This is a genomic window from Microbacterium sp. LWO13-1.2, from assembly GCF_038397725.1.
Classification (GTDB): Bacteria; Actinomycetota; Actinomycetes; order Actinomycetales; family Microbacteriaceae; genus Microbacterium.
The window spans coordinates 3,730,343-3,757,273 of the sequence record NZ_CP151634.1 but is presented as its reverse complement, the minus strand read 5'-3'; the positions used below and the strand labels follow the sequence as shown (position 1 = coordinate 3,757,273).

Below are 26,931 nucleotides of genomic sequence, written 5' to 3'. Positions count from 1 at the left end.
TGTGAACCCGCCGCGCGGAATGCGCGACATCCTCCCCGCCGACAAGGCCCGCCGTGAAGGCGTGCTCTCCGTCATCCGCGACCGCTATCGGGCGCACGGATTCGACGAGATCGAGACCCCGGTGGTGGAGGAGTACTCGCGTCTGCACGCGGGGATCGGCGGCGACAACGAGAAGCTCGCCTACAACGTGCTGCGTCGAGGTCTTGACGCCGAAGCGATCCGGGATGCCGCCGATGACCCGGCCGCGCTCTCCGACCTGGGCCTGCGCTACGACCTCACGGTGCCGCTCGCGCGCTTCTATGCGACGAACCGCGGCCAGTTGCCCGCCGTGTTCCGCTCGATCCAGATCGGATCGGTCTGGCGTGCCGAGCGCCCGCAGAAGGGTCGTTACCGGCAGTTCGTGCAGTGCGACATCGACGTCATCGGCGACGACTCGGCGCGTGCCGAGGCCGAGCTCATGGTCGCCTCGCTCGACGCGGTGGACGCACTCGGACTCGAGGGTGCGACCGTGCGCATCAACGACCGACGGGTCCTGGACTGGATGCTGGGCACGTTCGGCTTCACGGCGGATGAACGCCCCGGCGTGCTCATCACCATCGACAAGCTCGACAAGATCGGGCCGAGCGGCGTGGCCGCTGAGTTGCGCGAGCGCGGCGCAGCGGCATCCACCGTCGACGCCTTCGAGGCGTTCCTGACTCGGCCGCAGACCATGGAGTACAACCCGTTCGGGGAGCGCCAGATCCGCAAGGCGCTGCCGGAGGGGGCGCCGGACGAGATCGTCGGGCACCTGGTCGGCATCGGCGAGGCGGTGGCGGCCGGGACCGGCCAGACCGACATCCCGCTCGTCTTCGACCCGTTCCTGGTGCGCGGCATGGGCTATTACACGGGCACGATCTTCGAGCTCGCCCACCCCTCTGTCGACTACTCGCTCGGCGGCGGCGGACGCTACGACGGCATGATCGGCCGGTTCCTCGGTCAGCAGGTGCCCGCGGTCGGGTTCTCGCTCGGCTTCGAGCGTCTCGTCGACCTCGTCACCACGGCCCCGGAGGCCGAAGCGTCGTCGGTCGTGCTGATCCACGACGCCGACGTCTCGATCTCCGAGCTCGCCGCGCACAAGTCCGCGTTGATCGGAACCGGCGCACGCGTGCGCCTCGAGCGTCGCACCAAGAACCTCAAGGCGCTGCTGGAGCGTTCGGCATCCGATGGGTACACGTCGTTCGCGATGCTCTCGGCGGGTGCCGAGCCGGGGAACCTGGAACTCAAGCCGCTCTCCTGACCGGGGCCGGGTCCACCTGCAGGACCGATGCACGGATGTCGGGCCGTTCCACGGCGTTTCGTCATGCATCCGTGATTCGGTCCTGCAGGTCGCACCGGTGCGGATGCTGTGAACACGGGGCCGGATGCCGTTCACGCGGCGTTCACGCTCTCGCGGTCGAATCGGATCATGACGCGCTCTCGCATCGTGCTCGCCGCCGGTCTCACCATCGGCGCCGCGTCGGCCCTCGTCTGGGGCGGACGCGCCCTGCTGACCAGGCAGGCGGCGATCGCCCGCCGCAGGATCGGAAAGCCGCTCGGCGAGGACTCGCTCGACGCCGATCGCATCTGGCGGTCCTCCCTCGCCGGTGCTCCGGTCGAGCTGCTGCTGCTGGGCGACTCGCTCGCCGCCGGACTCGGCGCGGAGCGACGAAAGGACACCCTGGGCGGTCGGCTCGCGAAAGGCCTTGCCCGGCAGCTCCACCGGCCCGTGCGCCTGCACACGGGAGCGATCGTCGGCTCCGAGTCCTCAGCGCTCGCCGGTCAACTGGACGCGCTTCCGGACGGCTACCGCCCGCACGTGGCCGTGATCGTGGTCGGCGGCAACGATGTCACGCACCGTGTGCCGGTCGCCGAATCCGTCGCCCACCTCGAGTCCGCGATTGCCGACCTGCGACGGCGCGGAGCGGCGGTCATCGTCGGAACGTGTCCTGATCTCGGCGCGCTGCGGGCGGTGCCGCAACCACTGCGCACGCTCGGCGCGCGGGTGTCCCGACAGTTGGCGCTCGCGCAGACCGCCGCCGCGGCGCGCGCAGGCGCCGCGAGCGTCGATCTGCGTCGTGCCGTCGGACCGATGTTCCTCGATGATCCGGACGGCATGTTCAGCCTGGACCGGTTCCACCCGAGCGCGCTCGGCTATCGCCGCACCGCGGAAGCGCTGCTGCCGGCGGTCGCGGCGGCTATGCGCTCGCGGAGCTGAACGAGGCCGCCCACTCCTGCACGCGCTGCGCACTCTCCTCGACGGAGAGATCCTCGACGCGACTCATGATCGACCACCGCACGCCGAACGGATCACGGATGCTGGCGAACCGGTCGCCGGAGACGAACGTCGACGCGGGTTCCCGCACGACGGCACCCGCAGCCACAGCACGATCGACGGTGGCGTCGGTGTCGGGTACGAAGACGCCGAGCGAGTAGCAGTCGTCCTCGCCTGCAGGCGGCGCGACGAGGTGGTACTCGGCGGTCGGTTCCCCGATCTGCAGCAGCCCGAGTCCGAAGTCGAGGTCGGCATGCACCACGACGCCGCCCATCTCGGTGATGTCGATGACCGTGGCCCCGAAGACGTCACGGTAGAACGCGATCGCGTCGGCAGCGCCGGGGATGGCGAGGAACGGGGTGAGCGAGGTCGCGTTGTTCGGGCGGCCGTTGGTGGTGTGGGTGCCGGTGAGGCCGGCGGATGATGTGTTCATGCCTCCACGCTAGGGATGAGCGGATGCGCAGCGATTGAAGATTCGCGACACGATGTCGGATGCCGCGGCTATCGTCGGAACGTGATCGATGCGCGGCGAGGAGTGCTGTACCCGGCGCGGATGCCGGAGTTCCATCGGCTGCCGGCGCCTCCTGAAGCCGCGGAACTCGCCGCCTGGTTCTGGATTCCCGTATGGGACATCGAGCCGGGGCGCACGTCTCGTCAGGATGTCGTGGCCTACCCGGCCCTGAACCTCGTGGTCGAGCAGAACGGCGGCGCACCGGCCGAAGTGCAACTGGTCGGGGCGACGACGGCTGCATCCTTCCGCGACCTTCGCGGCCGCGGTTGGGCTGTTGGCGCACTTCTGCGCCCGGCGTCGGCCGCCGCGCTGGTCGAAGAGCCGGCCGCGCTCCGCGACACCGCGATGCCCTTCGATGCTCCGGAGCTTCTTGCGGGCGTTGCGGCGGCCATGACGGATGCGGGAGACAGCGGCCGCTCCCAGGCGGTGGCCGTGTTCGCACGGTGGCTCGCCGCGCGGGTCGGCGAGGTCTCGCCCGTGGCGCGGCAGGCGAACGCGATGTCGGATCTTCTGATGACGGATGCGTCGATCCTGCGTGCGGAAGATGCCGCGGCGCGACTGCATCTGTCGCTGCGCACGCTGCAGCGTCTCGCGCATCGGCACGTGGGATTGCCGCCGGCTGCGATGATCCGCCGACGCCGATTGCAGGAGGCGGCGCAACGGATGCGCGATGATCCGCACGCCGAGATCGCCGTGATCGCCGCCGATCTCGGCTACGCCGACCACGCGCATCTGACCCGAGATTTCCGAACGGTTCTCGGGATCGCTCCGAGCACCTACCGAGTCGACCCCGACAGCTGAGCTCAGCGGCTGGCGATGCGCAGCCGCAGCATCCGGTACGCCACACCGAGGAGCACGACACCCGTGCCGATGAGAGATGCGACGATCGGCAGGGTGTTCACGAGCACGAGGCAGCCGAGCGCGCCGAGCACCTGGAGAGCCCGCGGGTAACGCCGTGCACTGCCGTCCTGACGGAAAGCGGCCGCGTTCGCGATCAGGTAGTACAGCAGCACGCCGAACGACGAGAAGCCGATCGCGTTGCGGAGGTCGGCGACGAGCACGACCCCGATGACGATGATCGCGATCGCGACCTCCGCGCGGCGCGGCACCTGCCAGCGTTCATCGACGTGCGCGAGGAGGCGCGGTACGTCGTCTTCCCTGGCCATGGCCAGTGTCGTGCGGCCGATGCCGGTGAGGAGCGCGAGAAGGGCGCCGAGCGACGACGCCGCCGCAGCCACCCGCACCACCGGCGCCAGCTCGGGCCAGCCGGCGGCCGTGATGACGTCGGCGAGCGGGGCCGTGCTGGTCGCCGCATCTGCACCGAGCGTGGTCATGACGGTGATCGCGACGAGGACGTACACGACCACGGCCCCCGCGAGCGCGAGGACGATCGCGCGGGGGATGGTCCGCTCCGGGCTCACCACCTCTTCGCCCATCGTGGCGATGCGCGCGTAGCCCGCGAACGCGAAGAAGAGCAGCCCTGCGCCCTGCAGCACGCCGTACGCGGTGGCATCCGGCAGCGGCGCCGGAGAGGCCTCCGGGGCAGCGAGGAGGCCGGTCGCGACGACGATCGCGAGGCCGAGCAGCGAGCAGACCACCAGGATGCGCGTGAGCAGGGCCGTGCGGGTGACGCCGAAGCAGTTGACCGTGGCGAGGGCGGCGACCGCGGCGACGGCGACGGGCACCTCCCAGCCGGCCGGGGCGGCGTAGGCGGCGAAGGTCATCGCCATCGCGGCGCAGCTGGCGATCTTGCCGATCACGAAGCACCAGCCGGCGATGAATCCCCACCAGGGTCCGATCTCGGCGCGTGCGTACGCGTAGGTGCCGCCCGCGACCGGGTGCACGGCGGCGAGCTGCGCCGAGGCCACGGCGTTGCAGTAGGCGACGAACGCGGCGATCGCGAGCGCGATGAGGATGCCGCTGCCCGCCACCCCGATCGCGGGTGCCCATACGGCGAAGACCCCGGCGCCGATCATCGAGCCGAGACCGATCGAGACGGCGTCGCCCAGCGTCAGACGGCGAGTGAGCGGCATCCTCTCATCGTGCCACGGGCACGTGAACGGCCGGTGCCCGGCTCGTGTCGAGCGCAGGCAGGGTGAGGGCGGCCGGTGCCGCACCGCCGACATGCACGACCTGGTCGCTCCCGATCAGCCGCGAATGGTCGCGTACAGGATCCGCCGTACCGGGATTGCGCAGATGCAGCGGATGCGCCCCCGACGAGACCTGCACGCGAAGACGTGAGCCGGCGGCGAAGCGATGGGCGATCGGCGCGAAGGAGAGGCGGATCCGGCGGGACTCGTTCGGGGCGGCCTCAGCAGGCAGGCGCTGATAGACGTCGGTGATCGTGCGCGACCTGCCCTTGAGGTCGACTTCGCAGAGCCGGATGAACAGGTCTGCGCGAGGGTTGGACGACGCGAAGGTCAGATCGATCCCCGGCTCTCCGATGATGACGAGATCTTCCGGCAGGGGGTCGCCCGTGAAGATCAGCACATCATCTCGGTGTTCCCGCACACGCTGATCGCGGCGACCGGCAGCGAACGGATTGAGAGTGCGGCCGCCGGCGTCCGGTGTGGGATCGGCCGGATCGTAGCGATACGGGAGTGCCGCGGCCGGACGTTCGGCCTCGGGCAACGCGAGCTGTCCGTCGGCGGTGAACTCGCGGAACACGGTCGTGGTGGGAACCGGCCACTGCTCGAACTCGTGCCAACCGGCGCCGCCACTGATCTCGAGTCGCACGTCTGCGCCCTTCCCGGTATCGGCGAAGGCCGCCAGTGCCTCGCGCACTCCCATCACCGTCGTCTCCGGGTCGCCATGGATCCAGTCCCCGATGATGAGCCGGACGGGGCGATCGGCATCCTTGAGCGCGGCGTAGTCGGCGAGCTGCCCGACGAGGAACAGGTCCTGCCACCCCGCCATCAGCGTCACCGGAGGGATCGTGTCGACATCGGACGCGAAACGCAGCGGATGCCACCAGGGATCGCCCTGATCGCTGTGATCGACCCAGTCTCGGAAGAACTGCGGATCAGCCTTCGCGGCGACGCGAACGGCCTCGCCGGGAGGAGTGGCGAGGGTGCCGCGGGGGATCGCCCACCTGGCTCGGAGCAGGGCCCAGATCCGGCGAGGGAGGCTCCGCTCCTGCATGTCGAGGGCGTACGCCCAGGTGAGCGGCGTGTCGATCGAGAACCCGCCGCCCGGGTACAGGATCGCATCATCGAAACGTCGAGCCGAGATCGCGATGCCCATGGTGTCCGGGCGCTCCTCGCCGTCGCAGTACGCCCACTGGGTGACTCCGAAGTAGCTCCCGCCCCAGGAATGCACGCGGTCCGTCGCCCAGCTCTGACCGCGCACCCAGCGCAGCGTCGCCTGTCCGTCGGCGACCTCGTCGTGCAGTGGGCTGAACGAGCCGCCAGAGCCGAACGTGCCGCGACAGCTCTGCACCACGACGTGATGGCCGCGTTCGGCGAAGAAGCGGGCGACGCCGGCGACGCCGCCGCGCCCGTACGGGGTGCGGATCAGCAGCGTCTGCCCGCCTGCCCCCTCCGCGTGCCAATGGTCCGTCAGCAGCTCGGCGCCGTCGTCGGCGGCAACAGGGATGCCCGGCGTGAGAGTGACGAGCGGGTGCGTCGGCGGCGGCATGTCGGCGGCCCTGGACAGTCGTCGGTACTCTCGGCGTGCGGCACCGCGCAGTCGAGGAGCGGCAGTCATCGAACGCCCTTCACCCTGGTGACCGCGAACGCGGCGATCAGCGCCATTCCGACGGCGCCGATGTACAGGGCCGCGAAGTTCTCTCCCGTGGGTGATCCTATGCGGGTCGCGAAGAATCCGAACACCGGTACGAGGATGCCCGGCAGCAGGTAGGCGAGCGCGACGATGCCGAGGTCCTTGCCGGCATCCTCTGCCGAGGGAAGGCACTCGGTCATCAGCGCCACGTCGGCGGCGATGTAGGCGCCCTGGCCCGCTCCGACGATCGCGATGCCGATGAGGAAGAACCCGATGTCCCCGAAAGCAATGGCCAGGACGAGACCGACCGCACTGAGAAGTGCGCCGAAGACGACCGTCGGCTTTCGCCGTCCCGTGCGGTCGGAGATCACTCCGAAGACGAACGCCATCACGAGGTTCATCATGGTGAACGCCGCCGTCGCCTGAGTCTGCACGCTCGCGATCTCGGCAGGATCCTCGATGCCGAACCGGCTGGAGATCGTGAGATAGAGATAACTGGTCACAGACACGATCGAGGCCGTCATGAAGAATCGGCACACCCATGCCCAGGCGAAGTCCGGATATCGCCGGGGGCTCAGCCAGAACGTCGACAGCACGCCGCCCCAGTCCAGCTTCGGTGCGGGTTGATCGCGGCGGATGTCCTTGAGCGCGAAGAACAGGGTGAGAGCCAGGAGTGCGGAGACTCCGCCGGGGATGAGGAACATGCCGACCTGGCCCAGCCCTGCCACGACACCGGCGAACGACACTCCGATCAGGATCCCGATGGCGGTGGCAGCACCGGTGACGGCCGACATGATCGCCCGGATGCGGCGGCGGATCTGATCGGCGAACAGGGTGTGGATCGTCATCGACACCGCACCCCAGCCGATCAGCACCAGCATCGTTCCGAGGCCGAGAACGACCAGTGAGGGGGCCAGCGCCTGCACCGCATATCCGCAGAGCGCGATCAGCGCGCCGCTGAGGATCCACGGACGGCGGATGCCCAGGCGCGACATCGAACGGTCGCTGAGGCGTCCGAAGATCGGCGTCGTGATCAGGATCGCCGCCCCGCCAACGGTGAGGATGATGCTGAGGTTGCCGGTGGCGTGCTCGGGGTCCCACTCCTTGAGCAATTGCGGGACGGCGACAGCGGCGACGCCCTGAGCGATCCCCGAAGCGAACCAGGTGAGGACGAAAGCGGTCCAGAACCACCGGCTCTGCCGCTGTCCGGGGATGTGGTCGGCGCTCAGAGGCGGAGGGGAGGGAAGGACGGGCTCGACGGCATAGGCGGACATCATCGTCTCCAGTTCGTTGGTCGGGTCGGGCGGGGGAGCGACATCATCAGCGCGGCGGATGCGTGTCCGAAGACCGCGGTGCATAGGCGGCGGCGAGTTCGGCGGCGAAGTCATCGTGCCAGTCCCGCGCTCCCTGCCATCGGGCGGTGAGAGCGGGGGAGCCGTGGATGTGCCCCTCGCCGATTCGAAGGACGACAGCCACTCCCGACTCACGCAGAGCGCGGGCGTAGGCGACGGCGCCGTCGAGGAGCGGATCGAATTCGGCTGCGAGGATCAACGCGGGCGCGAGGCCGCGGTGGTCCGCCGCGTCCAGCGGTGAGGCCGCCGCGTGGGGAGCGCCGGCGCGGTACACATCGGCGATGCGCTCGGCGTCCTCCATGCCCGATGCGCGGCGGTACCGCTGCATCGACGCACCGAAGGTGCGCAGCGCGGCAGGCAGCACCTCGAGTGCCTGATGGTGCAGCGCGCGTCCGGCGTCGCGCTCGCGGAGGGCTGTGGACGCCGCGATGGTCGCGCCGGCGGAATTGCCTCCGATGCCGAGCCGATCGACGTCGACGCCGAGCTCGTCGGCGCGCGAGCGCAGCGCATGCAGCGCGGCGACCGCGTCATCCACCGGGGCGGGGAACGGATGCTCCGGCGCAAGGCGGTATTCGAGCGAGACGATCTGGACTCCTGAGCGGAGGGCGAGGGCTGCGCAGATGCGGTCGTTGAGGATCTCGTCGATCGACCCACCGACCCAGCCGCCTCCGTGCAGCCACAGCATCGTGGGTCCGTCGCCGATCGCATCCGCGCGGCGGAACCGTCGAGCGCGGAGCGGGCCGGCGCCGCCGCGCAGCTCCAGGTCGTCGATCTCGACGCCGTGCGGCGCCGGATCTGTGAACTCGAGCGCGACGAGATCGCTCACTCTCCGCGCCGGGCGGCGCCGCGCGACCGGGTCTGCGGCGGCGAGTTCGGGATGCGCTGCCGAGAGCTCCTCGACGCGCTGGATCCACTCGAGGACCGGCGCGCTGAGCGGCGGGAAATCCGTGCGGTGAGCGGTCATACGACGTCTCCATCGTGCAGCGTGCGCAGCTGTGAGACGAGGAAGCGATGCGCGGCATCCGCGGCGGGAACGAACCCTGTCGAACCGAGTGATCCGTGCGTCTGCCCGATGAATCGGATCGCCGTCACCGGCACCCCCGCGTGGGAGAGCGCACGCGCGTACGCCTCGCCGTCGCCGCGCAGCGGGTCGAGCTCCGAGGTGAGGATGAGGGCAGGGGGCAGGCCTTCGTGCGACGCGGCGAGCAGAGGAGAGGCGTAGGGCTCGCGGGCTGACGCCGCATCGTCGCCGACGTATTGCCGTACCAGGCTCCGTCCCGCCTTGCGCACGATCACTCCCGGCATCCTGGCGCTGATGCCGCTCATGTCGGCGTGACCGATGGTGAGGTCCAGCGCGGGATTCTCCAGTATCTGCAGTGCGATCGGGTGTCGGGTGCGATCACGGTTCATCAACGTCACCGCCGCGGCGAGGTCACCGCCCGAGGACGCACCGCCCACCGCGATCCGGCTCGGTGACGCGCCCAGATCCTTCGCGCTCGCATGCGCCCATTCGAAGGCCGACCAGCACTGCTCCGGTTGCGTCGGGTAACGCTGCTCGGGCGCATGCGCGTAGTCCGCCGCGACGATGATGATCCCGGCATCCCGTGCCCGCTCGCGGAAACGGGCATCCCACGACACCCAGTCGATCCCGGCGATCGTGAAGCCGCCGCCGTAGAAGTAGACGAGGATCGGCAGATCGGAGCCGGCCGGTGCCGGTTCGGGCCCCGGCCAGTACACGCGTACCCGCACGTCGGGATGCCCGACGACCGGGACCACGTGATCTCGCGTGGCGGTGCCGATCGGTTCGATCCCCAGCTCGGCGCTCACCCTGACGTCGTTCTCCTGCGCGACCCGCCGTCGTCCGGCCGGGTCGGCCGGTTCGGGCGCGAGCAGCGGAGCGATCCGCTTCTCGTGTGCGGCGACCGCGCTGTCGAGCAGCGGTCGGCGGAAGCGGGAACGTCTCGGCATCGGGCATCTCCTTCGATGGGCTGCGCACTAGTCTTGGCAATCGAAGAACTTCGATGAAGGGTGGATGTGGTCGAATGCGCGCACGCCCTGGACGCGTCACCATCTACGACGTCGCTGCACGCGCCGGCGTGAGCATCTCCACCGTGTCGCTGGCGGTGAGTTCTCCGCACCGCGTGCGGCCGGAGACCCGCGCGCGCATCGTCGAAGCGGCCACGGCACTGGGTTATCGCATGACGGCGGGGAGGCGGGTCGGCGCTGCGCGCATCGCCGTGGCCGCACCGTTCACGACCTATCCGTCGTATCTGCGTCGCCTGTCCGGGATGCTGCGTCGAGCCCGTGATGCCGCGGTCGACATCATCCCGTACGACCTGGATTCCGCAGCCGCCGCCGACGAGCCTCTTCTCGATGTCCTCCCGACGCGTGCTGACGTCTCGGGGCTCGTGGTGATGGGAGTGCCGCTCGGAGGAGCTGCGCGCCGTGCGAGCAGAGCGGCGCGCATCCCCATCGTGTACGTGGACGTCGTGCCGACGAGGGCAGACGTCGGGGGTCCCGTCGTACTCGTGGACGACCGTGACGGCGGTTCGCAGATCGGTCGTCATCTCGCGGAACTCGGCCACCGCCGGATTCTCTTCGTTCACGAGCCGCAGCGCTCGCCGTCTTACGTGTCGGCAGGGATGCTTCGCATCGAAGGGCTTTCGCAGCACCTCGACGTCACCGCCATCGCGGTCGATGGGCCCTCGTCGGTCGATGATCGGGTGCTCCGGGCGCGGACCGATGCCGGGGCCACGGCGATCGTCGCCAATCACGACCAGTTCGCCGCGGCGATCGTGTCCCGGCTTCGCTCCGCACGCGCTACGGCTCCGATCGCGGTGGTCGGGTATGACGACGGCGAGGTCGCCTCGGCGCTGGACCTCACCACTGTTCGACAGCCGTTCGAGGAGAGTGGCCGTACGGCACTCGAACTCGCGCTCGGATTGGCGTCGGGTGCGGCGTCGGCGCACGAGACGATACGGCTCGCCCCGCGACTGATCGTTCGCTCGTCGTCGATGCCGCCATCGCCCGTCGCCCCATCCGGAGGGGGCGCCTGACGAGAGACGCGTGTCAGCTGCGCGTAGCCGTGACGCGCTTCTTCTCGCGGATGTACACCTCGCGGCGAACCTTCGCGACGACATCGCCTTCGCGATCCGTGATGACCGTCTCGAACCATTCGAGCACTTTCGCGCCGCCGCGCGCCCGCTCGCGGATCTCCGCGACTTTCTCGGGGCTCACCTCGAACTCCGCAGTGAGAACGCCGCGTCCCGGCTTGAGGAACTCGATCTCACCGCGGGTGTCCCACACGACGTAGTCACGCCCGAGCTGGTGCATGACGAGCATGAAGAAGTACGGGTCGGTCATCGCCGACATCGACCCCCCGAAGGCGGTCTTGACGTAGTTGCGGGTGAGCACGTTGACGTGCAGCTCGACGGTCGCGTGCGTCCAGTCGTCGCTGTAGCGCCGGATGCGGATTCCGCTGAACAGGTTCGGGATCCAGAGACTCATGCCGATGGCCAGGCGGCGGGGGGTGACACGCATGTCGCCCATCTTGCCGAGCGGGTGAGGACCTGGTGCATTCGTTGGTCGAGATGCTATAAATATTCTAGTTGAACTAGAACAGTGCGAATGGAGTGAGATGCTGCTCACGATCGAGCCGCACAGCGAGCGCCCTCTCTTCGAACAGGTCGCGGCCTCCGTGCGCACCGGAATCGCCAGCGGAAGAATCCGCCCGGGTGACCGGCTGCCCGCCGCGCGTGAGATCGCTGCCGGGCTCGGCGTGAACCTGCACACGGTGCTCCATGCCCTCCAGAACCTTCGCGATGAGGGGCTGATCGATCTGCGTCGCGGACGCGGCGCCGTCGTGGCGCCCGCGGCCGACGCCCTCGCCGAGCTGCACGCCGACGTCAATGCGCTCGTCGCCCGCGCCGCGGCAGTAGGACTCACGCCGGACACCCTCGCCGCCCTCATCAAGGAGCACTCCTCATGAACATCTCGTCCGCGAAGACGACGCAGCGCCGCCGGGCTCGTGCGGGACTGCTGTGGGTGGGGCTGATCGTTCCGCTCGGAGTCATCGCCCTCGCCGCCGCGGTGATGTTCGCCTGGCTTCCCGAGATGCCTGATCCCGCGGCGATCCACTGGTCGGGTGCCGGTCCTGATGGATTCGGGCCGCCATGGGCGAACCTCCTTCTGCCGCTCGGCGTCGGCGTCGGGATGGTGCTGGTGATGGTGGCGCTCGGCCTTCTTGCGCAGCGACTGCCTTCGCACCGCGACGGCACCGCGACGCTGCTCCCGCGCAGCAATCACGATCCGAGTGCGACGGTGCGGCTCCTCGGGGCTGTGAGCTTGGGACTGTCGGTACTGCTCGCTGTGCTCGGCCTCGCCATCATGGGAGTGCAGCGAGGCCTCGACGATGCGCGGGATGCGCCCGACATCGGACCATGGGCGGCTCTGGCCTTCGCCCTGCTCGTCGGTTTCGCCCTTCTCGGCTGGTTCGTGCAACCGAGCTCGTCGAAGCAGGAGCCCCTCGACGCCACGCAGCACCAGGAGCCGTGGCAGGGGGGAAGCGCGGCTCCGCTTCCGCTTCCGGCTGGCGCACGCGCCGCCTGGTTCGGAACGTCGACGCTGTCTCGAACGGGCATCGTGACGATCTCTCTCTTCGTGTTCGTGACGCTCGGCGTGGGTGTCGTGCTTCTCGCGTTCGGCCGTGCCGGCGGATGGTTCGCGGTAGGCGTCGGGCTGCTCCTGGTCGTGATGCTGCTGAGCACCTCCGTCTTCTACGTGCGGGCGGATGCCGAGGGGCTGCATCTGCGCAGCGCGGTCGGATGGCCCCGCTATGCGATCGCCGCCGAAGATATCGCGGCAGTCCGCGCCATCCAGGTGAACCCCTTCTCGGAGTTCGGCGGTTGGGGGATCCGCTGGGGCGCAGACGGCCGCTTCGGCATCGTGCTGCGCACCGGGGAAGGCATCGAGGTCGCCCGCATCAACGGCAAGACCGTCATCGTCACCCTCGACGACGCGGTCACCGCAGCGGCAGTGCTCAGCGCCGCCGCGTCCACCGGAAAGGAACAGGAATGACGTTCTCCACCAACGCGCCGAGGACCCGACCTGCGTGGGGCGCGATTCTCGCGTTCGTCGTGCTCTCGTGCGCCCTCGCCTGGCTCGTCGCTCTGCCGCTCTGGCTCGGTGACGGGCTCGCGGAGCCGATCTCCGGCGTCCTGCTGCCGGTGATGATGTTCACGCCGGCTGTCGCCGCGCTCATCGTCACGTTCGCGATGCGGGTGCCGGCGCGCGGTGGTCGTGCGCGCTTCCTGGGGCTGTGGCCGCTGCGCCCCGCCAGACGAGTGGTCTGGCTCATGGTGCTGGCCTGGCTCGCCCCTCCAGTGCTCGTGGCGCTCAGCATCCTGCTGTCGGCGGCACTGGGCTGGGTGCAGCTCGACTTCACCTTCGCCGCGTTCGCCGCGGAGATCGGGAAGGCGCTGCCGACGGGGACGCCCGCGCCACCGGTCGGCGTGGTCGTGGTGGCGCAGCTGGCGTCGATTCCGCTCGCGGCGCTCTTCAACAGCATCTTCGCCTTCGGCGAGGAGCTCGGGTGGCGCGGCTGGTTGGTGCCGGCGCTGCGGCCGCTCGGCACGTGGCCGGCCCTTCTGATCAGCGGCGCTGTCTGGGGCTTCTGGCACAGCCCGATCATCCTGCTCGGCTACAACTTCGGGCGTACGGACATCACCGGCGTGCTCTTCATGATCGGCGGGTGCGTCGCCTGGGGGATCCTCCTCGGCTGGCTGCGCCTGCGCTCGGCATCGGTGTGGCCGGCCGTCATCGCGCACGGATCACTGAACGCCGCAGGCGGGATGATCGTGATCTTCGCCGCGGCCAAGCCCGACCTCGCCCTCGCCGGGCCGCTCGGGGCGGCGGGCTGCATCGTGATCGCTCTCGTGATCGTCGTGCTCCTCATCACGGGGCAGTTCCGGCAGCAGCCCGAACTCGCGGACGCACCCGGCCGGCTGCTGTCACCGCCGCGCTCTTGACGGCTGCGGTTCGCCGGGATTGGCTGGACCCATGCAATCGACACCTGCCGCCTGGGCGGAAGCGGACATCTACCTCGCCGACACGCTCGTCGGCCACGACCCCGCTCTGGAGGCCGCGCTCGAGGCGCAGCAGGCTGCCGGGCTCCCGAAGATCGAGGTCGCTCCTGTCGCGGGCAAGCTGCTGAATCTGATCGCACGGCTGAGCGGCGCGCGCCGGGTGCTGGAGATCGGAACGCTCGGCGGCTATTCGACCATCTGGCTGGCCAGGGCAGTCGGCGAAGGCGGCAAGGTCCTCACCGTCGAGGCGGAACCGGACAACGCCGCAGTTGCGCGAGCGAGTATCGACGCCGCGGGCGTCGGTGAACGGGTGGACATCCGCGTCGGTCGCGCCGCAGACGTCCTGCCCACGCTGGTCGGCGGATTCGATCTCGTGTTCATCGACGCCGATAAGGAGTCCAACACGATCTACCTCGACTGGGCGGCCAGGCTGGGGCATCCGGGCACCGTCGTCGTGCTCGACAACATCGGCCGCGAGGGCGAGATCGTGCGCCAGGACAGCACCGACTCGATGGTCGTCGGCACCAGGGACGCGCTTCGGATGCTGGGGGAGGACCCGCGCTTCGACGCGACCGCCCTGCAGACCGTGGGCATCAAGGGCTGGGACGGCATCGCGCTCGCGCTCGTCGTGTGACGACGGATCGTCACGCCCCGGGGTGGTGAGTGCGGGCGGGCTAGACTGGGCGCGGATCGACGTCGCTCCACCACACCCTTTCCCTGAGCAAGGAGCACATTCGTGGCACTCATCGAGGCTGTAGGCGCACGCGAGATTCTCGACTCGCGAGGTAACCCGACCGTCGAGGTGGAGGTGCTCCTCGACGATGGCATCGTCCAGCGGGCTGCCGTCCCCTCGGGTGCATCCACCGGCGCCTTCGAGGCGTACGAGCTGCGTGACGGCGACAAGACCCGTTACAGCGGCAAGGGCGTGCTCAAGGCCGTCGAGGCCATCATCGACGAGCTCGGCCCGGCCATCGAGGGCGTCGAGGCGAGCGAGCAGCGCGTCATCGACGAGATCCTCATCGAGGTCGACGGCACCGAGAACAAGAAGCGCGTCGGCGCCAACGCCATCCTCGGCGTCAGCCTCGCGGTGGCAAAGGCCGCGGCAGACTCTGCCGACCTGCCGCTGTTCCGCTACCTCGGCGGACCGAACGCGCACGTCCTGCCCGTTCCGCTGTTCAACGTCATCAACGGCGGAGAGCACGCCGACAACGGCATCGACATGCAGGAGTTCTTCCTCGCGCCGATCGGCGCCGAGACCTACTCCGAGGCCCTCCGCTGGGGCGTCGAGACCTACCACGTGCTGCGCGCCGAGCTGAAGGCCGCGGGCTACGCCACCGGCCTCGGCGACGAGGGCGGCTTCGCCCCCGATCTGCCGAGCAACCGCGAGGGCCTCGACTTCCTGGTCAAGGCGATCGAGAAGGCCGGCTTCAAGCCGGGAACCGAGATCGCCCTCGGCCTCGACGTCGCAGCGACCGAGTTCTTCAAGGACGGCGTCTACCGTCTGGACAGCAAGGACTGGTCAGGACCCGAGCTGATCGAGTACTACGTCGGACTGATGAACGACTTCCCGATCGTCACGATCGAGGATGCCCTCGCCGAAGACGACTGGGACAACTGGAAGCTCCTCACCGACGCGCTCGGCTCGAAGGTCCAGCTCGTCGGCGACGACCTGTTCGTCACCAACCCGGAGCGTCTCGCCGATGGCATCCGCCGCGGCGTGGCCAACTCGCTGCTGGTCAAGGTCAACCAGATCGGCACGCTCTCCGAGACGCTCGACGCGGTCAGCCTCGCGCAGCGCTCCGGCTACACGGCGATGCTGTCGCACCGCTCGGGCGAGACCGAGGACACCACCATCGCCGACCTCGTCGTCGCGACGAACTCGGGTCAGATCAAGGCGGGTGCGCCTGCTCGCAGCGAGCGCGTCGCGAAGTACAATCAGCTTCTGCGCATCGAGGAAGAGCTGGGGGACGCCGCGGTCTTCGCGGGCCGTTCGGCCTTCCCGCGCTACCAGGGCTGAGCGCAGCTGAGACAGACATAACACCGAGGAGGAGCCGTGGCACGACGACCGGCTCCTCCTTCGGCGTCTTCGGGCGCTTCGAAGGCGCAGAGCTCGAAGGCGCAGGGTTCCAAGGTGCCGAGCTCGAAGCCGAAGCCCGCGAAGAAGAACGCCGCTCGCGCCACGTCGACCCGGGCGGCCGCCTCGCGTCCGGCATCCAGCCGAGCTGCGGCCGGCGGACAGAGTGTCGACGTGCGCGAGTGGGCGTCCGGCATCCGCCTCTCCGCCTTCTCGGTCATCATGCTGTCGCTGGTCGTCCTCGGCGCCTGGGTGCTGGTTCCGACCCTCGGCACGTTCATCGATCAGCGGCAGAAGATCGCAGCGCTCGAGGCCTCCGTCCAGGTCAGCGAGGACGAGATCGCCGCCCTCGAGCAGGAGCGCGAACGTTGGCAGGACCCTGCGTACATCACCACCCAGGCGCGTGAGCGCCTCTACTACGTCAAGCCCGGCGAGGTCGTCTATCTGATCGACAACGACCTCGATCCGGCCGCTCTCCCGCAGGAGCAGGAGGCCGTCAGCGACACCCTGGAAGAGAAGCCGGCGGACTGGATGGGGCAGCTGCTGCGCACGCTCACGTCGAGCGGTCTTGCTGACACGGCGGCCGTCACCCCCTGAGCGACGCTGAGCGTTCGCTCCGAGCATCCTCCCGGTTGCCTCCCCTACGCTGGACGGGTGACTACGCCGCCATTTCCTGCCCCCACGCCCGCTGAACTCGCCGTGGTCTCGGCACAGCTCGGCCGTCCGGCTCGGGGCGTTCTCGGCATCGCCGCCCGATGCGCATGCGGCAATCCCACGGTCGTCGCGACCACGCCGCGGCTGTCCGACGGCACCCCTTTCCCGACGTTCTACTACCTGACACACCCGGCCGCGACGGCCGCCATGTCGACCCTCGAGGCCACCCAGGTGATGCCGGAGCTCGCGGCCCTTCTCGCCGACGATGAAGACATCGCCGCGGCGTATCAGGCCGCCCATGAGGCATACCTCGCAGATCGCGCCCAGTTCGGCGACGTCGCCGAGATCGACGGGATCTCCGCCGGTGGGATGCCGACGCGCGTGAAGTGCTTGCACGCGCTCGCGGGGCACGCGCTGGCTGCCGGACCAGGCGTCAACCCGATCGGCGATGAGGCGCTCGCTCGCTCCTCCTGGTCTGCCGAGCAGTGCCGCTGCGACGATCCCGGCGCAGCGATCCGGGTCGCAGGAGCGGCGACGGCATGAGCAAGAGGATGCTGCGCATGACCGTCGCCGTGGCGATGGTTGCGGCATCCGTGCTGCTGTTGGGAGCGACGACCGCTCCAGGGCCTGTTCCCGATAACCCCGCAGACCCGGTGCGCGCCTCCGAGTACTGGCTGGACGGCGCCCGCATCCGCGAAGCATGGCAGACCACACGCGGTAAAGGCGTCACGATCGCCGTGATCGACACCGGTATCGCAAAGGTGCCGCAGACCTTCGGCGACGCGGTCATCGGCGGGACGGACGTCAGCGGCAGCGGCACCCCTGACGGGCGGACACCGCTCGGCGCCGTCGACGGGAACCACGGTTCCTGGGTGGCATCGCTGGCCGCCGGACGAGGTGCCGCCGACGGCACCGGCATGATCGGCGTCGCACCCGAGGCGAACCTGCTCTCGATCTCGCTCGGCTTCGGCGCCGCGGCGGCCGTCCCCTTCGCCGAGCAGGTCGCGAAGGGGATGAAGTGGGCGGTCGACAACGGCGCCGACATCATCAACCTGTCGTTCACGACGAACACCCTCGAGTGGGACCGGAGCTGGGACGAGGCGTTCCTGTACGCCTTCGAGCACGACGTCGTCGTGGTGGTGGCCGCGGGCAACCGGGGGAGCGGCACGAGCATCATCGGCGCTCCGGCGACGATCCCCGGCGTGCTCACCGTCGGCGGAGTCGATCAGACCGGTACGGCGAGCATCGAGGCGTCGACGCAGGGCATCACGATCGGCATCTCGGCGCCCAGTGAAGGCCTTCTCGGCGTTTCTGCCGACGGAAAGGTGGCGTGGTGGCGCGGCACCAGTGGTGCAGCGCCGATCGTGGCCGGCATCGCTGCGCTGGTGCGCTCCGCGCACCCTGACCTCGACGCCGCCAATGTGATCAACCGCATCATCAAGACCGCGATTCCGGTGGAGGGCGCGACGAAGCCCAGTGATCCGCTCTACGGATACGGGCTGGTGGATGCCGCCGCCGCCATTTCCACGGATGTCCCGAAGGTCGACAAGAACCCCATGGGAGACCTCGCGGAGTGGGTCCGTCTGCACCGTCGAGCAGCGTCCGAACCGCAGCCGGAACCCGAGATCACGCCGGTGAGCGTGCCGCCGCTTCCCGCGGCGGAACCACCGACCGAACCCGGGTCTCCGTTGCTTCCCAGCGCCGAGTCATTGCGTTACGGTACCCTCCCGCTCATTGCGCTCACAGTCCCTGGTATCCTGGTGGGGCTTGGCGTCACCGCAGCTGCCCGGCGCATCCGCTCAGCGCGCGCGAGTCGCACGCCAAAATCCTGACTCCGAGGAGTTGTTCCCCTGTGCCTCAGAACAGCACTGTGCCCAAGATTCTGATCGTCGGTGGAGGCTACGCAGGTTTCTACACGGCGTGGAAGCTCGAGAAGCAGCTCCGCAAGGGTGAAGCCGACGTCACCATGGTCGACCCGCTGCCGTACATGACCTACCAGCCGTTCCTGCCCGAGGTCGCCGCCGGCTCCATCGAGGCGCGGCACTCGGTGGTCGCGCATCGTCGCCACCTGAAGCGGACTCACGTCGTCACCGCGAAGGTCACCAAGATCGACCACGCCAACAAGGTGGCCACGATCACGCCGACCGAGGGCGAGCCCTACGAGTTCGCATACGACCAGATCGTGGTGACGGCGGGCGCTGTCTCCCGCACCTTCCCGATCCCGGGCATCGCCGACAACGCGATCGGGCTGAAGACCATCGAAGAGGCCGTCGCGATCCGCGACCGCCTGATGTCGAACTTCGACAAGGCGGCGTCGCTGCCGGCCGGTCCCGAGCGCGACCGTCTGCTCTCCGTCGTCGTCGTCGGTGGCGGTTTCGCCGGCATCGAGGTCTTCGCGGAGCTGCGTTCGCTGGCATCTGCGCTGGTGTCGAAGTACCCGCAGCTGACGTTCGATGACACGCACTTCCACCTGATCGAGGCCATGGGGCGGATCATGCCCGAGGTCTCGCTGAAGACCAGCGAGTGGGTGCTCAAGGACCTTGCGAAGCGCGGTGCGAACGTGCACCTCGACACGCAGCTCACGGGCGCCGTCGACGGCATCGTCGAACTCTCCACCGGCGAGGTCATCCCGACCGACCTCATCGTGTGGACCGCCGGTGTGATGGCCAACCCGACCGTCGTCCGCGGCGGCGACCTCCCCGTCGAAGAACGCGGCCGCATCCAGACCCGCGCCGACCTGCGCGTCGGCACGGCCGACGCGATCGTCGAGGGCGCGTGGGCTGCCGGTGACGTCTCGGCCGTCCCCGACCTGTCCGGTGGCGGTGTCGGCGGCTACTGCGTTCCGAACGCTCAGCACGCGGTGCGCCAGGCGAAGCTGCTTGCGAAGAACATCGTCGCGGTCATCCGTGGCGAGGAGCCCAAGGAGTACTTCCACAAGAACATGGGCGCTGTCGCGGGTCTCGGCCTGTACAACGGCGTCTTCCAGTCCGGCAACCTGGCGCTGAAGGGCTTCGTCGCCTGGATCGCCCACCGTGGCTACCACGGCCTGGCGATGCCGACGTGGGAGCGCAAGATCCGCGTCGTGTGGGGCTGGGTGAACAACTTCTTCCTCGGTCGTGACCTGGTCAACCTCGAGACGGTGCAGAGCCCTCGTTACGTCTTCGAGGAGTTCGCGGCTCGCCCGCGTCCGGCCGTGGATGCGGCTCCTGCCGCCCCTGTCGCCAAGGCAGAGCCGGCCAAGGCAGAGCCGGCCAAGGTCGAGCCGGTGAAGGCAACCGTTGCTGCGGAGGCTGCGCCGGCGGCGAAGCCGGTGAAGAAGGCGCCTGTCAAGAAGACCGTGAACGCCGACGCCTGATCATCTGATCGCTGCGAAGAGCCCGTCCGAGATTCGTCTCGGGCGGGCTCTTCCGCGTATGCGTCGCTCCTCTGTGCCCTCGACGTCGCAGGAGTCACCACCTGATCGGCTACATTCCGAATATGCCCACTCTGTCGCAACACCTGACTCTGCGTGGCTGTTCGCTGGCCTTCTACGACTCCGGCGGCGACGAGCCCGCAGTCGTGTTCCTGCACGGTGCGGGCGCCGATCATGTCATGTTCTCTGCGCAGGTCGAAGGTGTCATCGCCTCGGGGCGCAGGGTGGTGATGCCGGACCTGCGCGGGCACGGCCAGTCGCGCCCGAACCTCGCGCCGATCACCGCTGAGAGCCTGGTGGCCGACATCGAAGAACTCATCGCATCACGGGGGCTCGATCGCCCCGTGCTCGTTGGGCACTCACTCGGTGGCAACCTGGCGCAGGCGTTGGTGCGGAAGGCGCCGGGGGCGTTCTCCGGTCTGATGGTGCTCGACTCGACGTGGAACAACGGCCCGCTGACCGTGTGGCAGCGTCAACTGCTGCGCCTTGCGGCTCCCGCCCTCGCCCTCGTCCCGGCCGCTCGGCTGCCGCGACTGCTGGCGGAGGCCTCTGCGACCTCCGACTTCGCGAGGAGGGACGCGGAGCGGGCATTCGCGCAGGTCGCGAAGTCGGAATTCCTCGACATCTGGCGGGCGACGACAGCCTTCGTCGACCCGGACCCGACCTACCGGACACCGGTGCCGCTGGGGCTGATGCGTGGCGGGTTCGATCGTACGGGCAACATCGCCACCGCCATGCCCGCATGGGCGCGGCACGAAGGAGTGGACGAGGTCGTCATCCCGGATGCCGGTCACATCGTGAGTCAAGATGCCCCGGACGCGGTGACCGACGAGCTTCTGCGTTTTCTGAGGTCGATCAGAGCGCAGTAATCGCCAATCTGCTCGGGGCGCTGTCCTCAGTCGCCTCGCGCCGCGTGGCGGTCGAGGATCCGGGCCAGCGTCTCCTTCATCGTTTTCAGCTCCTGCTCGTCGACGGCGCCGAAGATGTCGTCAGCGACCTTCTGGGTGTACTGCTGCGCTTCCGCGAGAGCGTGCTGACCGGCTTCGGTGAAGTGCAGAATCGTCACTCTGCGATCCTTCTCGGATTGCTCCCTGGTGATGTAACCCGACCGTGCGAGGTCGTCGACGACGCGTACCATGCCGGTCTTGTCGGTCATCAGGTGCGCGACCAGATCGCGCTGGGTCTGCACGCCGTCGCGGATGAGGAACATGACGGCGATGTGCCGGCTGGTCAATTGCGTCGGCAGGAGTGCGGCGTTCAATTGCTTGGTCGCGAGTGCGTAGACCTGGTGGAGCAAGAGGCCCACTTCCGTGGGGAGTCGAACGTCGGTGCCGGTCATTCTCTGATTCTTCCGTAATTGAGTCCAAATGCAACTGTTCCATTTGGATCTAATTCGATACACTCGCTCCATGCCAACCGCAGAGAGTGAGCATCCTTCCGTCGTCGAGCCCGTGACGGAGCGCCTGTGGCCGCTGTGGGTGTTCCGCGTCACGATGACGGTCACCGCAGCGCTGATGTTCGATCAGGCAGTGCTCGCCGGGCAGTTCATGGCCGGCGTCTACCCCGCCTTGGCCACCCACCGCGACATGGCGACGGTGAGCGGCATCGCTGTCATCGCGACCATCGTCGCCGCGGTGCTCGTTCGCCGGCGGGGCGGAGGGTCGCGCTGGCCCATCGTCGCCACCTCCGCGCTGCTCGTGCTGATGGCACTGCAGGCCTTCGCCGGATTCCGATCCCTGCTGGGGCTGCACATCCCGCTGGGTGTGATGGTGATCATGTTGACGGTGGCACTCACCGTCTGGGCGTGGCGGAAACGGTGATGGCGGCGATCAATCGCCGCGCCTTCATCGGTGGAACGATCGGCGGAATCGTCGCCGCCGGTCTCGGTGTTCCCATCGCGTTGAGCTTGCAGAGCGCCCCGACGTCCACGGGCAACCTTCTCACCAGCCGGATCCCGCTTCCTGAGCCGTTCCGGCGTCGTCTGACGGTCCCCCCGGTACTCGCTCCGGTGCGCACTGACGCGAGTACCGACCACTACCTGGTGCGCCAACAGATCACGCGGTCGGAAATCATCCCCGGCACCACGACCGAGCTCTGGACCTATGGCGGCAGCTTTCCCGGGCCGACGATCGAGAGCCGTCGAGGCCGCAGCGTCGTCGTCACGCACGTCAATGAACTGCCAGTGCCGACCGTGGTGCATCTGCACGGCGGGCGCACACCGGCCAAGAGCGATGGGTATCCGATCGACTTCGTCCTCCCGTCCGACATGACCTACTACAACCAGCAGCTCGCCCATCGCGACCACGCCTCCGCAGGACACAGTGCGATGACGGCAGGCGGCGACGTGAGCGAAGGCGAACGCACCTACGTCTACCCGCTCGAACAGCGGGCTGCGACCCTCTGGTATCACGATCACCGGATGGACTTCACCGGCCCGAGCGTGTGGCGGGGACTCGCGGGATTCCATCTTCATCGCGACGATGAGGAGGACGCTCTGGATCTGCCGCGGGGCTCACGTGAGCTGCCGCTCATGATCGTCGACCGGAGCTTCGCCGCCGACGGATCACTGCTGTATCCGAGCAGCGACCCCACGCTGGTGCACGAACCAGGGGTCATGGGGGACTACATCGCGGGGGTACTCGGTGACGTCATGCTGGTCAATGGAATGCCTTGGCCGGAGGCGAGAGTCGACGGCGTTCACCACCGGCTGCGCCTGCTGAATGCGTCGAACGCGCGGCGCCTTTCCCTGCGCCTGGATCCTGCCCCGCGCGGCGGGATCATGCAGATCGGCACCGATGGCGGCCTTCTCGACGCCCCGCTGACTCACGATCATCTGGTTCTGGCGCCCGCACAGCGACTCGACGTCGTCGTCGACTTCGGCGGTTACCCGCCCGGAACCGTCGTCACGCTCCGCAACGACTACGGCAACGGCCGCATGGGAGAGGTGATGCGCTTCGTCGTCGGGGATGCCGTGGAGGACTCCTTCACGATGCCGGATCGGCTCTCCTCCGTCGCAACAGCGGCGGAGACGGAATCCATCGCCACCCGAGCATTCCACTTCCGTGCCGGGGACATCGGCGAGCGGCACGGGTGGCTCATCGGGGGGCAGCCGTTCGGCGCTGATGAGATCGCCGCGACCGTGGCAGCGGGAAGCCTGGAGGTTTGGGAGCTGTTCGCAGATTTCCACCACCCCGTGCACCTGCATGGCGCGTCTTTCCAGGTGCTCCAACGCGGCAGCGAGGGGCCAGGAGCGTTCGACTTCGGCTGGAAGGATACGATCGACCTCCAACCGGGCGAGCAAGCGAGAATCGCCGTCCGATTCGACACCAATCCGGGAAAGTACGTCTTCCATTGCCACAACCTCGAACACGAGGACATGGCAATGATGGCGAACATTCTCATCCGCTGAGGCTCTGCACCGGGCGGAGGGGGCGTTCTGATGGCAGTCGAGTGCCCCCGCTGGGACTCGAACCCAGACTGAAGCGATTTTAAGTCGCCTGCCTCTGCCATTGGGCTACGGGGGCGTGCAACGCCAGCCTATCGACGACACAATGGTGCGACGCAGTCCCGACAGAGGTGATTCCGCGTCCATGAAGGTCGTAGGGTGGGGGAGTGCTCGACCTCACCGCCGAACTGAGCCCCCCAGTTGATGCGCGACTTTCCGTCGCCCCGGAGTGGCAGGATGCTGCGCGGTACTGGCCGCGGCTCTCCGATGCGACCGCCCACCTACCCGCTCCGGTGGCGGTGATCGATCTCGACGCGTTGCGATACAACGCGATGGACCTTCTCGTGCGTTCCGGCGGCCTCCCGATCCGGGTGGCTTCGAAGTCGGTGCGTGTGCGCGCCGTGCTCGACGCCGTGCTGCAGCTCCCGGGGTTCCGGGGCATTCTGGCGTTCACGCTCGCTGAGGCGTTGTGGCTGTCCGAGACGCACGACGACATCGTTCTCGGCTACCCGACCGTCGACCGACCGAGTCTGGAGCGGCTCGTAGCCGACGAGACTGCGGTGCGGCGGATCACGCTGATGGTCGACGATCCGTCTCAGCTGGACTTCATCGACAACGTCGCCGCCCCCGGGCAGCGCCCCGAGATCCGGGTCGCGATCGATGCGGATGCGTCGCTCCGTTCCGCTGCGCTGGGACACATCGGCGTGCGTCGTTCTGCGCTGTTCAGCGCCGGCGAGGTCGCGGCCTTCGCCAGGGAGATCGTTCGACGGCCGGGCTTCCGGCTCGTGGGTCTGCAGATGTACGAGGCGCAGATCGCCGGCCAAGGCGACGATGCCGGCGCGGACGCGCCGCTGATCCGGATGGTGCAGGCCCGCTCGCGCACCGAGTTGCGCGAGCGCAGGGCGGCGATCGCGACCGCTCTCGCCGAGATCACGCCCCTGGAGTTCCTCAACGGCGGCGGCACGGGTTCGCTCGAATTCACCGGGAGCGACGAGTCGCTCACGGAGGCGAGCGCCGGCAGCGGCCTGCTCGGCGGTCACCTCTTCGACGGTTACCGCTCCTTCCGCCCGGCCCCGGCGTCGGCCTTCGCTTTCGACGTGGTCCGTCGCCCGACCCGCGACATCGCGACCGTGCTCGGCGGTGGATGGATCGCCTCGGGACCGGCCCTCGCCTCGCGCCAGCCCCTGCCGGTCTGGCCGCAGGGGCTCCGGACGCTTCCCCGCGAGGCGGCCGGAGAGGTGCAGACACCGCTGCAAGGGCGCTCGGCAGCCCAGCTGCAGCTCGGTGACCGGGTGTGGTTCCGGCACGCGAAGAGCGGTGAGCCCGCGGAGCGGATCGATCGCTACCATCTCGTCTCGGGCACGGAAGTCATCGACGAGTTGCCGACGTACCGCGGTGAGGGGAAGGCGTTCCTGTGACGAGAATCGGCGGCACCTGGCAGAACTGGGCACGCACCGCGCAGATCACTCCGCTCCGCATCGAACGGCCGCGCACTCCGGAGGGCGTGCAGCGCGCGGTCCAGGCCGCGGTGTCGCAGGGGCTCACCGTGAAAGCAGTCGGCGCCGGACACAGCTTCACCGGCATCGCGGCGGCGCCCGGCGTGCTGCTCGAGCTCGACGACATGCAGGGTGTGGTGAAGGCGGATGCCGCCACCGGCCGCGTCACGCTGCTCGCGGGTACACGTCTGCACCGGGTACCCCGTCTGCTCGCCGCACACGGCCTCGCGATGGAGAATCTCGGCGACATCGACCGGCAATCGATCGCAGGAGCGATCTCGACCGGAACGCACGGCACCGGTGCCGCATTCGGCGGACTCGCCACCCAGGTCGTCGGCGTCACGATGGTCACCGCGACGGGGGAGTTCTTGCGGATCGACGACACGCAGAACGCCGAGATGCTGCCGGCTGTCGCCCTCGGGCTCGGAGCGCTCGGCATCATCGTCGAGGTGACGCTGCAGTGCGTGCCGGCTTTCGTCCTGCACGCGATCGACCAGCCCGTTCCCCTGGAGGACGTGTTGTCGACGCTCGACGACCATGTCGCGGCATCCGATCACTTCGAGTTCTACTGGTTCCCGCACACCGACGTCGCCCTGACGAAGCGGCAGACGCGGATGCCGGAGTCGACGGTGCGTCATCCGCTTCCGGTCGTCGGCAAGTGGATCGACGAGACGCTGCTCTCCAACGGCGTCTACCGCGTCGTCTGCGCCGCGGGGAAGGCGGTTCCGGCGATCACGCCGCCGTTCAGCCGTCTCGCCGTGAAGCTCACCGGCAATCGCGAGTACACCGACCGGTCGCATCGAGTGCTGACGCAGAACCGAACCGTGCGCTTCCGCGAGATGGAGTACGCCCTGCCGGCCGAGAACGTCGTCCCGGCGTTCCGCGCAGTGCAGGAGCTGATCTCGTCGCACGGATGGCGCATCGAGTTCCCTGTGGAGGTGCGATTCGCTGCCGAGGACGACCGCTGGCTCTCCACCGCGCATGGACGTGCCACCGGATACATCGCCGTGCACCGCTACTGGCGCGCCGGACACACCGAGTATTTCGGCGCCGTCGAGAAGATCATGCTCGAGCACGGTGGGCGGCCGCACTGGGGCAAACTTCACTCCCTCGACGCCGCGCAACTGCGAGAGCGCTATCCGCGGTTCGACGATTTCGTCGAACTTCGGGACCGCCTGGACCCCGAGCGCCGCTTCAGCAATCGGTACCTCGAGCGCGTGCTCGGCGACTGAGGATCATTCTCCGCGCGCCCCAGCGACGTACCCAGTCCACGCGCAGACTGCGCGACTAGGATGAGAGAAATTCGAGGAAGGGTGGCCTCCGCATGGAGTGGCTCGTGCCGGTACTGATCATCGTCGGAGTGATTCTGCTCATCGGAATCTACCTCTGGGCCACCTACAACTCGCTGGTGCAACTCAAGATCCGGGTCGATGAGGCGTGGAGCGGCATCACCGTCCAGCTCAAGCGACGAGCCGACCTCATCCCGAACCTCATCGAGACGGTGAAGGGCTACGCTTCACACGAGAAGGCGGTCTTCGAGAACGTCACCCGCGCACGCGCGGAAACACTGTCCGCCGAGAGCCCCGGCGCTGCCGGTATCGCCGAGGGACATCTGCAGCAGGCGCTGCGCAGCCTGTTCGCCGTGGCCGAGGCCTATCCGCAGCTGCAGGCGAGTCAGAACTTCCTCCAGGTGCAGCAGGCCCTCGTCGACACCGAAGACAAGATCCAGGCGGCCCGACGTTTCTACAACGGCGGGGTGCGCGAGCTGAACACCAAGATCAAGGTGTTCCCGAACAACCTCTTCGCCCGCGGCCTGGGCTTCACTGAGCGTGAATTCTTCGAGGTCGCCGATGCCAGCGCGATCTCCGAGCCGCCGCGCGTGCAGTTCTAGACC

At 68.6% G+C, this 26,931-nt stretch carries 27 protein-coding genes and 1 tRNA gene; 19 read left to right on the top strand and 9 right to left on the bottom strand.

What is annotated here, in order from left to right:
* The first annotated feature begins 19 nt into the window (after positions 1–19).
* Positions 20–1,276 carry an ATP phosphoribosyltransferase regulatory subunit gene (locus MRBLWO13_RS18030; protein WP_341978486.1) on the top strand — a complete coding sequence of 419 codons (1,257 nt, stop codon included), beginning with the start codon at positions 20–22 and terminating at the stop codon, positions 1,274–1,276.
* A 168-nt stretch (positions 1,277–1,444) separates the two neighbouring features.
* Complete coding sequence (locus tag MRBLWO13_RS18025; protein ID WP_341975465.1) at positions 1,445–2,233, top strand: SGNH/GDSL hydrolase family protein; 789 nt, start codon at positions 1,445–1,447, stop codon at positions 2,231–2,233.
* On the opposite strand, the gene MRBLWO13_RS18020 is transcribed toward MRBLWO13_RS18025, so the two are convergent.
* Entirely contained in the window at positions 2,214–2,723 is a 510-nt protein-coding gene (locus MRBLWO13_RS18020) for a VOC family protein (RefSeq protein ID WP_341975464.1), read from the bottom strand. The genes MRBLWO13_RS18025 and MRBLWO13_RS18020 overlap by 20 nt on opposite strands.
* Before the next feature lie 81 nt (positions 2,724–2,804).
* Between MRBLWO13_RS18020 and MRBLWO13_RS18015 the strand changes: the two genes are divergently transcribed.
* The gene (locus tag MRBLWO13_RS18015) at positions 2,805–3,602 is read left to right on the top strand and encodes a helix-turn-helix domain-containing protein (protein ID WP_341975463.1); all 798 of its coding nucleotides are present in this window, start codon (positions 2,805–2,807) and stop codon (positions 3,600–3,602) included.
* Between the two features lie 2 nt (positions 3,603–3,604).
* Here MRBLWO13_RS18015 and MRBLWO13_RS18010 read toward each other — a convergent pair whose 3' ends face one another.
* Genes MRBLWO13_RS18010 through MRBLWO13_RS17990 form a run of 5 tightly spaced genes read right to left on the bottom strand, consistent with a single transcriptional unit; the run spans position 3,605 to position 9,841 of the window.
* Entirely contained in the window at positions 3,605–4,834 is a 1,230-nt protein-coding gene (locus tag MRBLWO13_RS18010; protein WP_341975462.1) for an APC family permease, read from the bottom strand.
* A gap of 4 nt (positions 4,835–4,838) precedes the next feature.
* Positions 4,839–6,506 (bottom strand): CocE/NonD family hydrolase, encoded by a 1,668-nt coding sequence (locus MRBLWO13_RS18005; RefSeq protein ID WP_341975461.1) that lies wholly within the window; start codon positions 6,504–6,506, stop codon positions 4,839–4,841.
* Positions 6,503–7,795 carry an MFS transporter gene (locus MRBLWO13_RS18000; RefSeq protein WP_341975460.1) on the bottom strand — a complete coding sequence of 431 codons (1,293 nt, stop codon included), beginning with the start codon at positions 7,793–7,795 and terminating at the stop codon, positions 6,503–6,505. Before MRBLWO13_RS18000 ends, MRBLWO13_RS18005 begins: the two co-directional genes overlap by 4 nt.
* A gap of 46 nt (positions 7,796–7,841) precedes the next feature.
* Complete coding sequence (locus MRBLWO13_RS17995) at positions 7,842–8,837, bottom strand: alpha/beta hydrolase (protein WP_341975459.1); 996 nt, start codon at positions 8,835–8,837, stop codon at positions 7,842–7,844.
* Entirely contained in the window at positions 8,834–9,841 is a 1,008-nt protein-coding gene (locus MRBLWO13_RS17990) for an alpha/beta hydrolase (protein ID WP_341975458.1), read from the bottom strand. The genes MRBLWO13_RS17995 and MRBLWO13_RS17990 overlap by 4 nt, the downstream gene beginning before the upstream one ends.
* A gap of 74 nt (positions 9,842–9,915) precedes the next feature.
* Here MRBLWO13_RS17990 and MRBLWO13_RS17985 point away from each other — a divergent pair, with 74 nt between their 5' ends.
* On the top strand, positions 9,916–10,929 hold the full coding sequence (locus MRBLWO13_RS17985) for a LacI family DNA-binding transcriptional regulator (RefSeq protein ID WP_341975457.1): 1,014 nt from the start codon (positions 9,916–9,918) through the stop codon (positions 10,927–10,929).
* Between the two features lie 13 nt (positions 10,930–10,942).
* Here MRBLWO13_RS17985 and MRBLWO13_RS17980 read toward each other — a convergent pair whose 3' ends face one another.
* Entirely contained in the window at positions 10,943–11,413 is a 471-nt protein-coding gene (locus MRBLWO13_RS17980) for a DUF4442 domain-containing protein (protein WP_341975456.1), read from the bottom strand.
* Between the two features lie 97 nt (positions 11,414–11,510).
* Between MRBLWO13_RS17980 and MRBLWO13_RS17975 the strand changes: the two genes are divergently transcribed.
* From MRBLWO13_RS17975 to MRBLWO13_RS17930, 10 genes are all read left to right on the top strand, one after another.
* Positions 11,511–11,861: a GntR family transcriptional regulator gene (locus tag MRBLWO13_RS17975; RefSeq protein ID WP_341975455.1), complete on the top strand. Its 351-nt coding sequence runs from the start codon at positions 11,511–11,513 to the stop codon at positions 11,859–11,861.
* Positions 11,858–12,949 carry a DUF1648 domain-containing protein gene (locus MRBLWO13_RS17970; RefSeq protein ID WP_341975453.1) on the top strand — a complete coding sequence of 364 codons (1,092 nt, stop codon included), beginning with the start codon at positions 11,858–11,860 and terminating at the stop codon, positions 12,947–12,949. The genes MRBLWO13_RS17975 and MRBLWO13_RS17970 overlap by 4 nt, the downstream gene beginning before the upstream one ends.
* Positions 12,946–13,899 (top strand): CPBP family intramembrane glutamic endopeptidase, encoded by a 954-nt coding sequence (locus tag MRBLWO13_RS17965; protein ID WP_341975452.1) that lies wholly within the window; start codon positions 12,946–12,948, stop codon positions 13,897–13,899. The genes MRBLWO13_RS17970 and MRBLWO13_RS17965 overlap by 4 nt, the downstream gene beginning before the upstream one ends.
* A 31-nt stretch (positions 13,900–13,930) precedes the next feature.
* Positions 13,931–14,590, top strand: a complete 660-nt coding sequence (locus MRBLWO13_RS17960) for an O-methyltransferase (RefSeq protein ID WP_341975451.1) — start codon at positions 13,931–13,933, stop codon at positions 14,588–14,590.
* Between the two features lie 102 nt (positions 14,591–14,692).
* Positions 14,693–15,973, top strand: a complete 1,281-nt coding sequence (eno, locus tag MRBLWO13_RS17955) for a phosphopyruvate hydratase (protein ID WP_102192408.1) — start codon at positions 14,693–14,695, stop codon at positions 15,971–15,973.
* 36 nt (positions 15,974–16,009) lie between these two features.
* Complete coding sequence (locus tag MRBLWO13_RS17950; protein WP_341975450.1) at positions 16,010–16,627, top strand: septum formation initiator family protein; 618 nt, start codon at positions 16,010–16,012, stop codon at positions 16,625–16,627.
* Positions 16,628–16,684: 57 nt separating this feature from the next.
* The gene (locus MRBLWO13_RS17945; protein WP_341975449.1) at positions 16,685–17,227 is read left to right on the top strand and encodes a DUF501 domain-containing protein; all 543 of its coding nucleotides are present in this window, start codon (positions 16,685–16,687) and stop codon (positions 17,225–17,227) included.
* 8 nt (positions 17,228–17,235) lie between these two features.
* Positions 17,236–18,516, top strand: a complete 1,281-nt coding sequence (locus MRBLWO13_RS17940; RefSeq protein ID WP_341978483.1) for a S8 family serine peptidase — start codon at positions 17,236–17,238, stop codon at positions 18,514–18,516.
* A gap of 38 nt (positions 18,517–18,554) precedes the next feature.
* On the top strand, positions 18,555–20,039 hold the full coding sequence (locus tag MRBLWO13_RS17935) for an FAD-dependent oxidoreductase (RefSeq protein WP_341975448.1): 1,485 nt from the start codon (positions 18,555–18,557) through the stop codon (positions 20,037–20,039).
* Between the two features lie 122 nt (positions 20,040–20,161).
* The gene (locus MRBLWO13_RS17930) at positions 20,162–20,965 is read left to right on the top strand and encodes an alpha/beta hydrolase (RefSeq protein WP_341975447.1); all 804 of its coding nucleotides are present in this window, start codon (positions 20,162–20,164) and stop codon (positions 20,963–20,965) included.
* Positions 20,966–20,991: 26 nt separating this feature from the next.
* On the opposite strand, the gene MRBLWO13_RS17925 is transcribed toward MRBLWO13_RS17930, so the two are convergent.
* Positions 20,992–21,435, bottom strand: coding sequence for a MarR family transcriptional regulator (locus tag MRBLWO13_RS17925; protein WP_341975446.1), 444 nt, complete (start codon positions 21,433–21,435; stop codon positions 20,992–20,994).
* Between the two features lie 70 nt (positions 21,436–21,505).
* Between MRBLWO13_RS17925 and MRBLWO13_RS17920 the strand changes: the two genes are divergently transcribed.
* Positions 21,506–21,916 carry a hypothetical protein gene (locus tag MRBLWO13_RS17920; RefSeq protein WP_341975445.1) on the top strand — a complete coding sequence of 137 codons (411 nt, stop codon included), beginning with the start codon at positions 21,506–21,508 and terminating at the stop codon, positions 21,914–21,916.
* On the top strand, positions 21,901–23,505 hold the full coding sequence (locus tag MRBLWO13_RS17915; protein WP_341975444.1) for a multicopper oxidase family protein: 1,605 nt from the start codon (positions 21,901–21,903) through the stop codon (positions 23,503–23,505). The genes MRBLWO13_RS17920 and MRBLWO13_RS17915 overlap by 16 nt, the downstream gene beginning before the upstream one ends.
* Before the next feature lie 42 nt (positions 23,506–23,547).
* On the opposite strand, the gene MRBLWO13_RS17910 is transcribed toward MRBLWO13_RS17915, so the two are convergent.
* Positions 23,548–23,620 (bottom strand) — tRNA-Leu (locus MRBLWO13_RS17910).
* An 88-nt stretch (positions 23,621–23,708) separates the two neighbouring features.
* Between MRBLWO13_RS17910 and MRBLWO13_RS17905 the strand changes: the two genes are divergently transcribed.
* The 3 genes from MRBLWO13_RS17905 to MRBLWO13_RS17895 all read left to right on the top strand — a co-directional run bounded on the left by MRBLWO13_RS17905 (position 23,709) and on the right by MRBLWO13_RS17895 (position 26,928).
* Positions 23,709–24,959 (top strand): alanine racemase, encoded by a 1,251-nt coding sequence (locus MRBLWO13_RS17905; protein WP_341975443.1) that lies wholly within the window; start codon positions 23,709–23,711, stop codon positions 24,957–24,959.
* Positions 24,956–26,269, top strand: coding sequence for a D-arabinono-1,4-lactone oxidase (locus MRBLWO13_RS17900; RefSeq protein WP_341975442.1), 1,314 nt, complete (start codon positions 24,956–24,958; stop codon positions 26,267–26,269). The genes MRBLWO13_RS17905 and MRBLWO13_RS17900 overlap by 4 nt, the downstream gene beginning before the upstream one ends.
* A gap of 92 nt (positions 26,270–26,361) precedes the next feature.
* On the top strand, positions 26,362–26,928 hold the full coding sequence (locus MRBLWO13_RS17895; RefSeq protein ID WP_341975441.1) for a LemA family protein: 567 nt from the start codon (positions 26,362–26,364) through the stop codon (positions 26,926–26,928).
* Positions 26,929–26,931 lie beyond the last annotated feature (3 nt).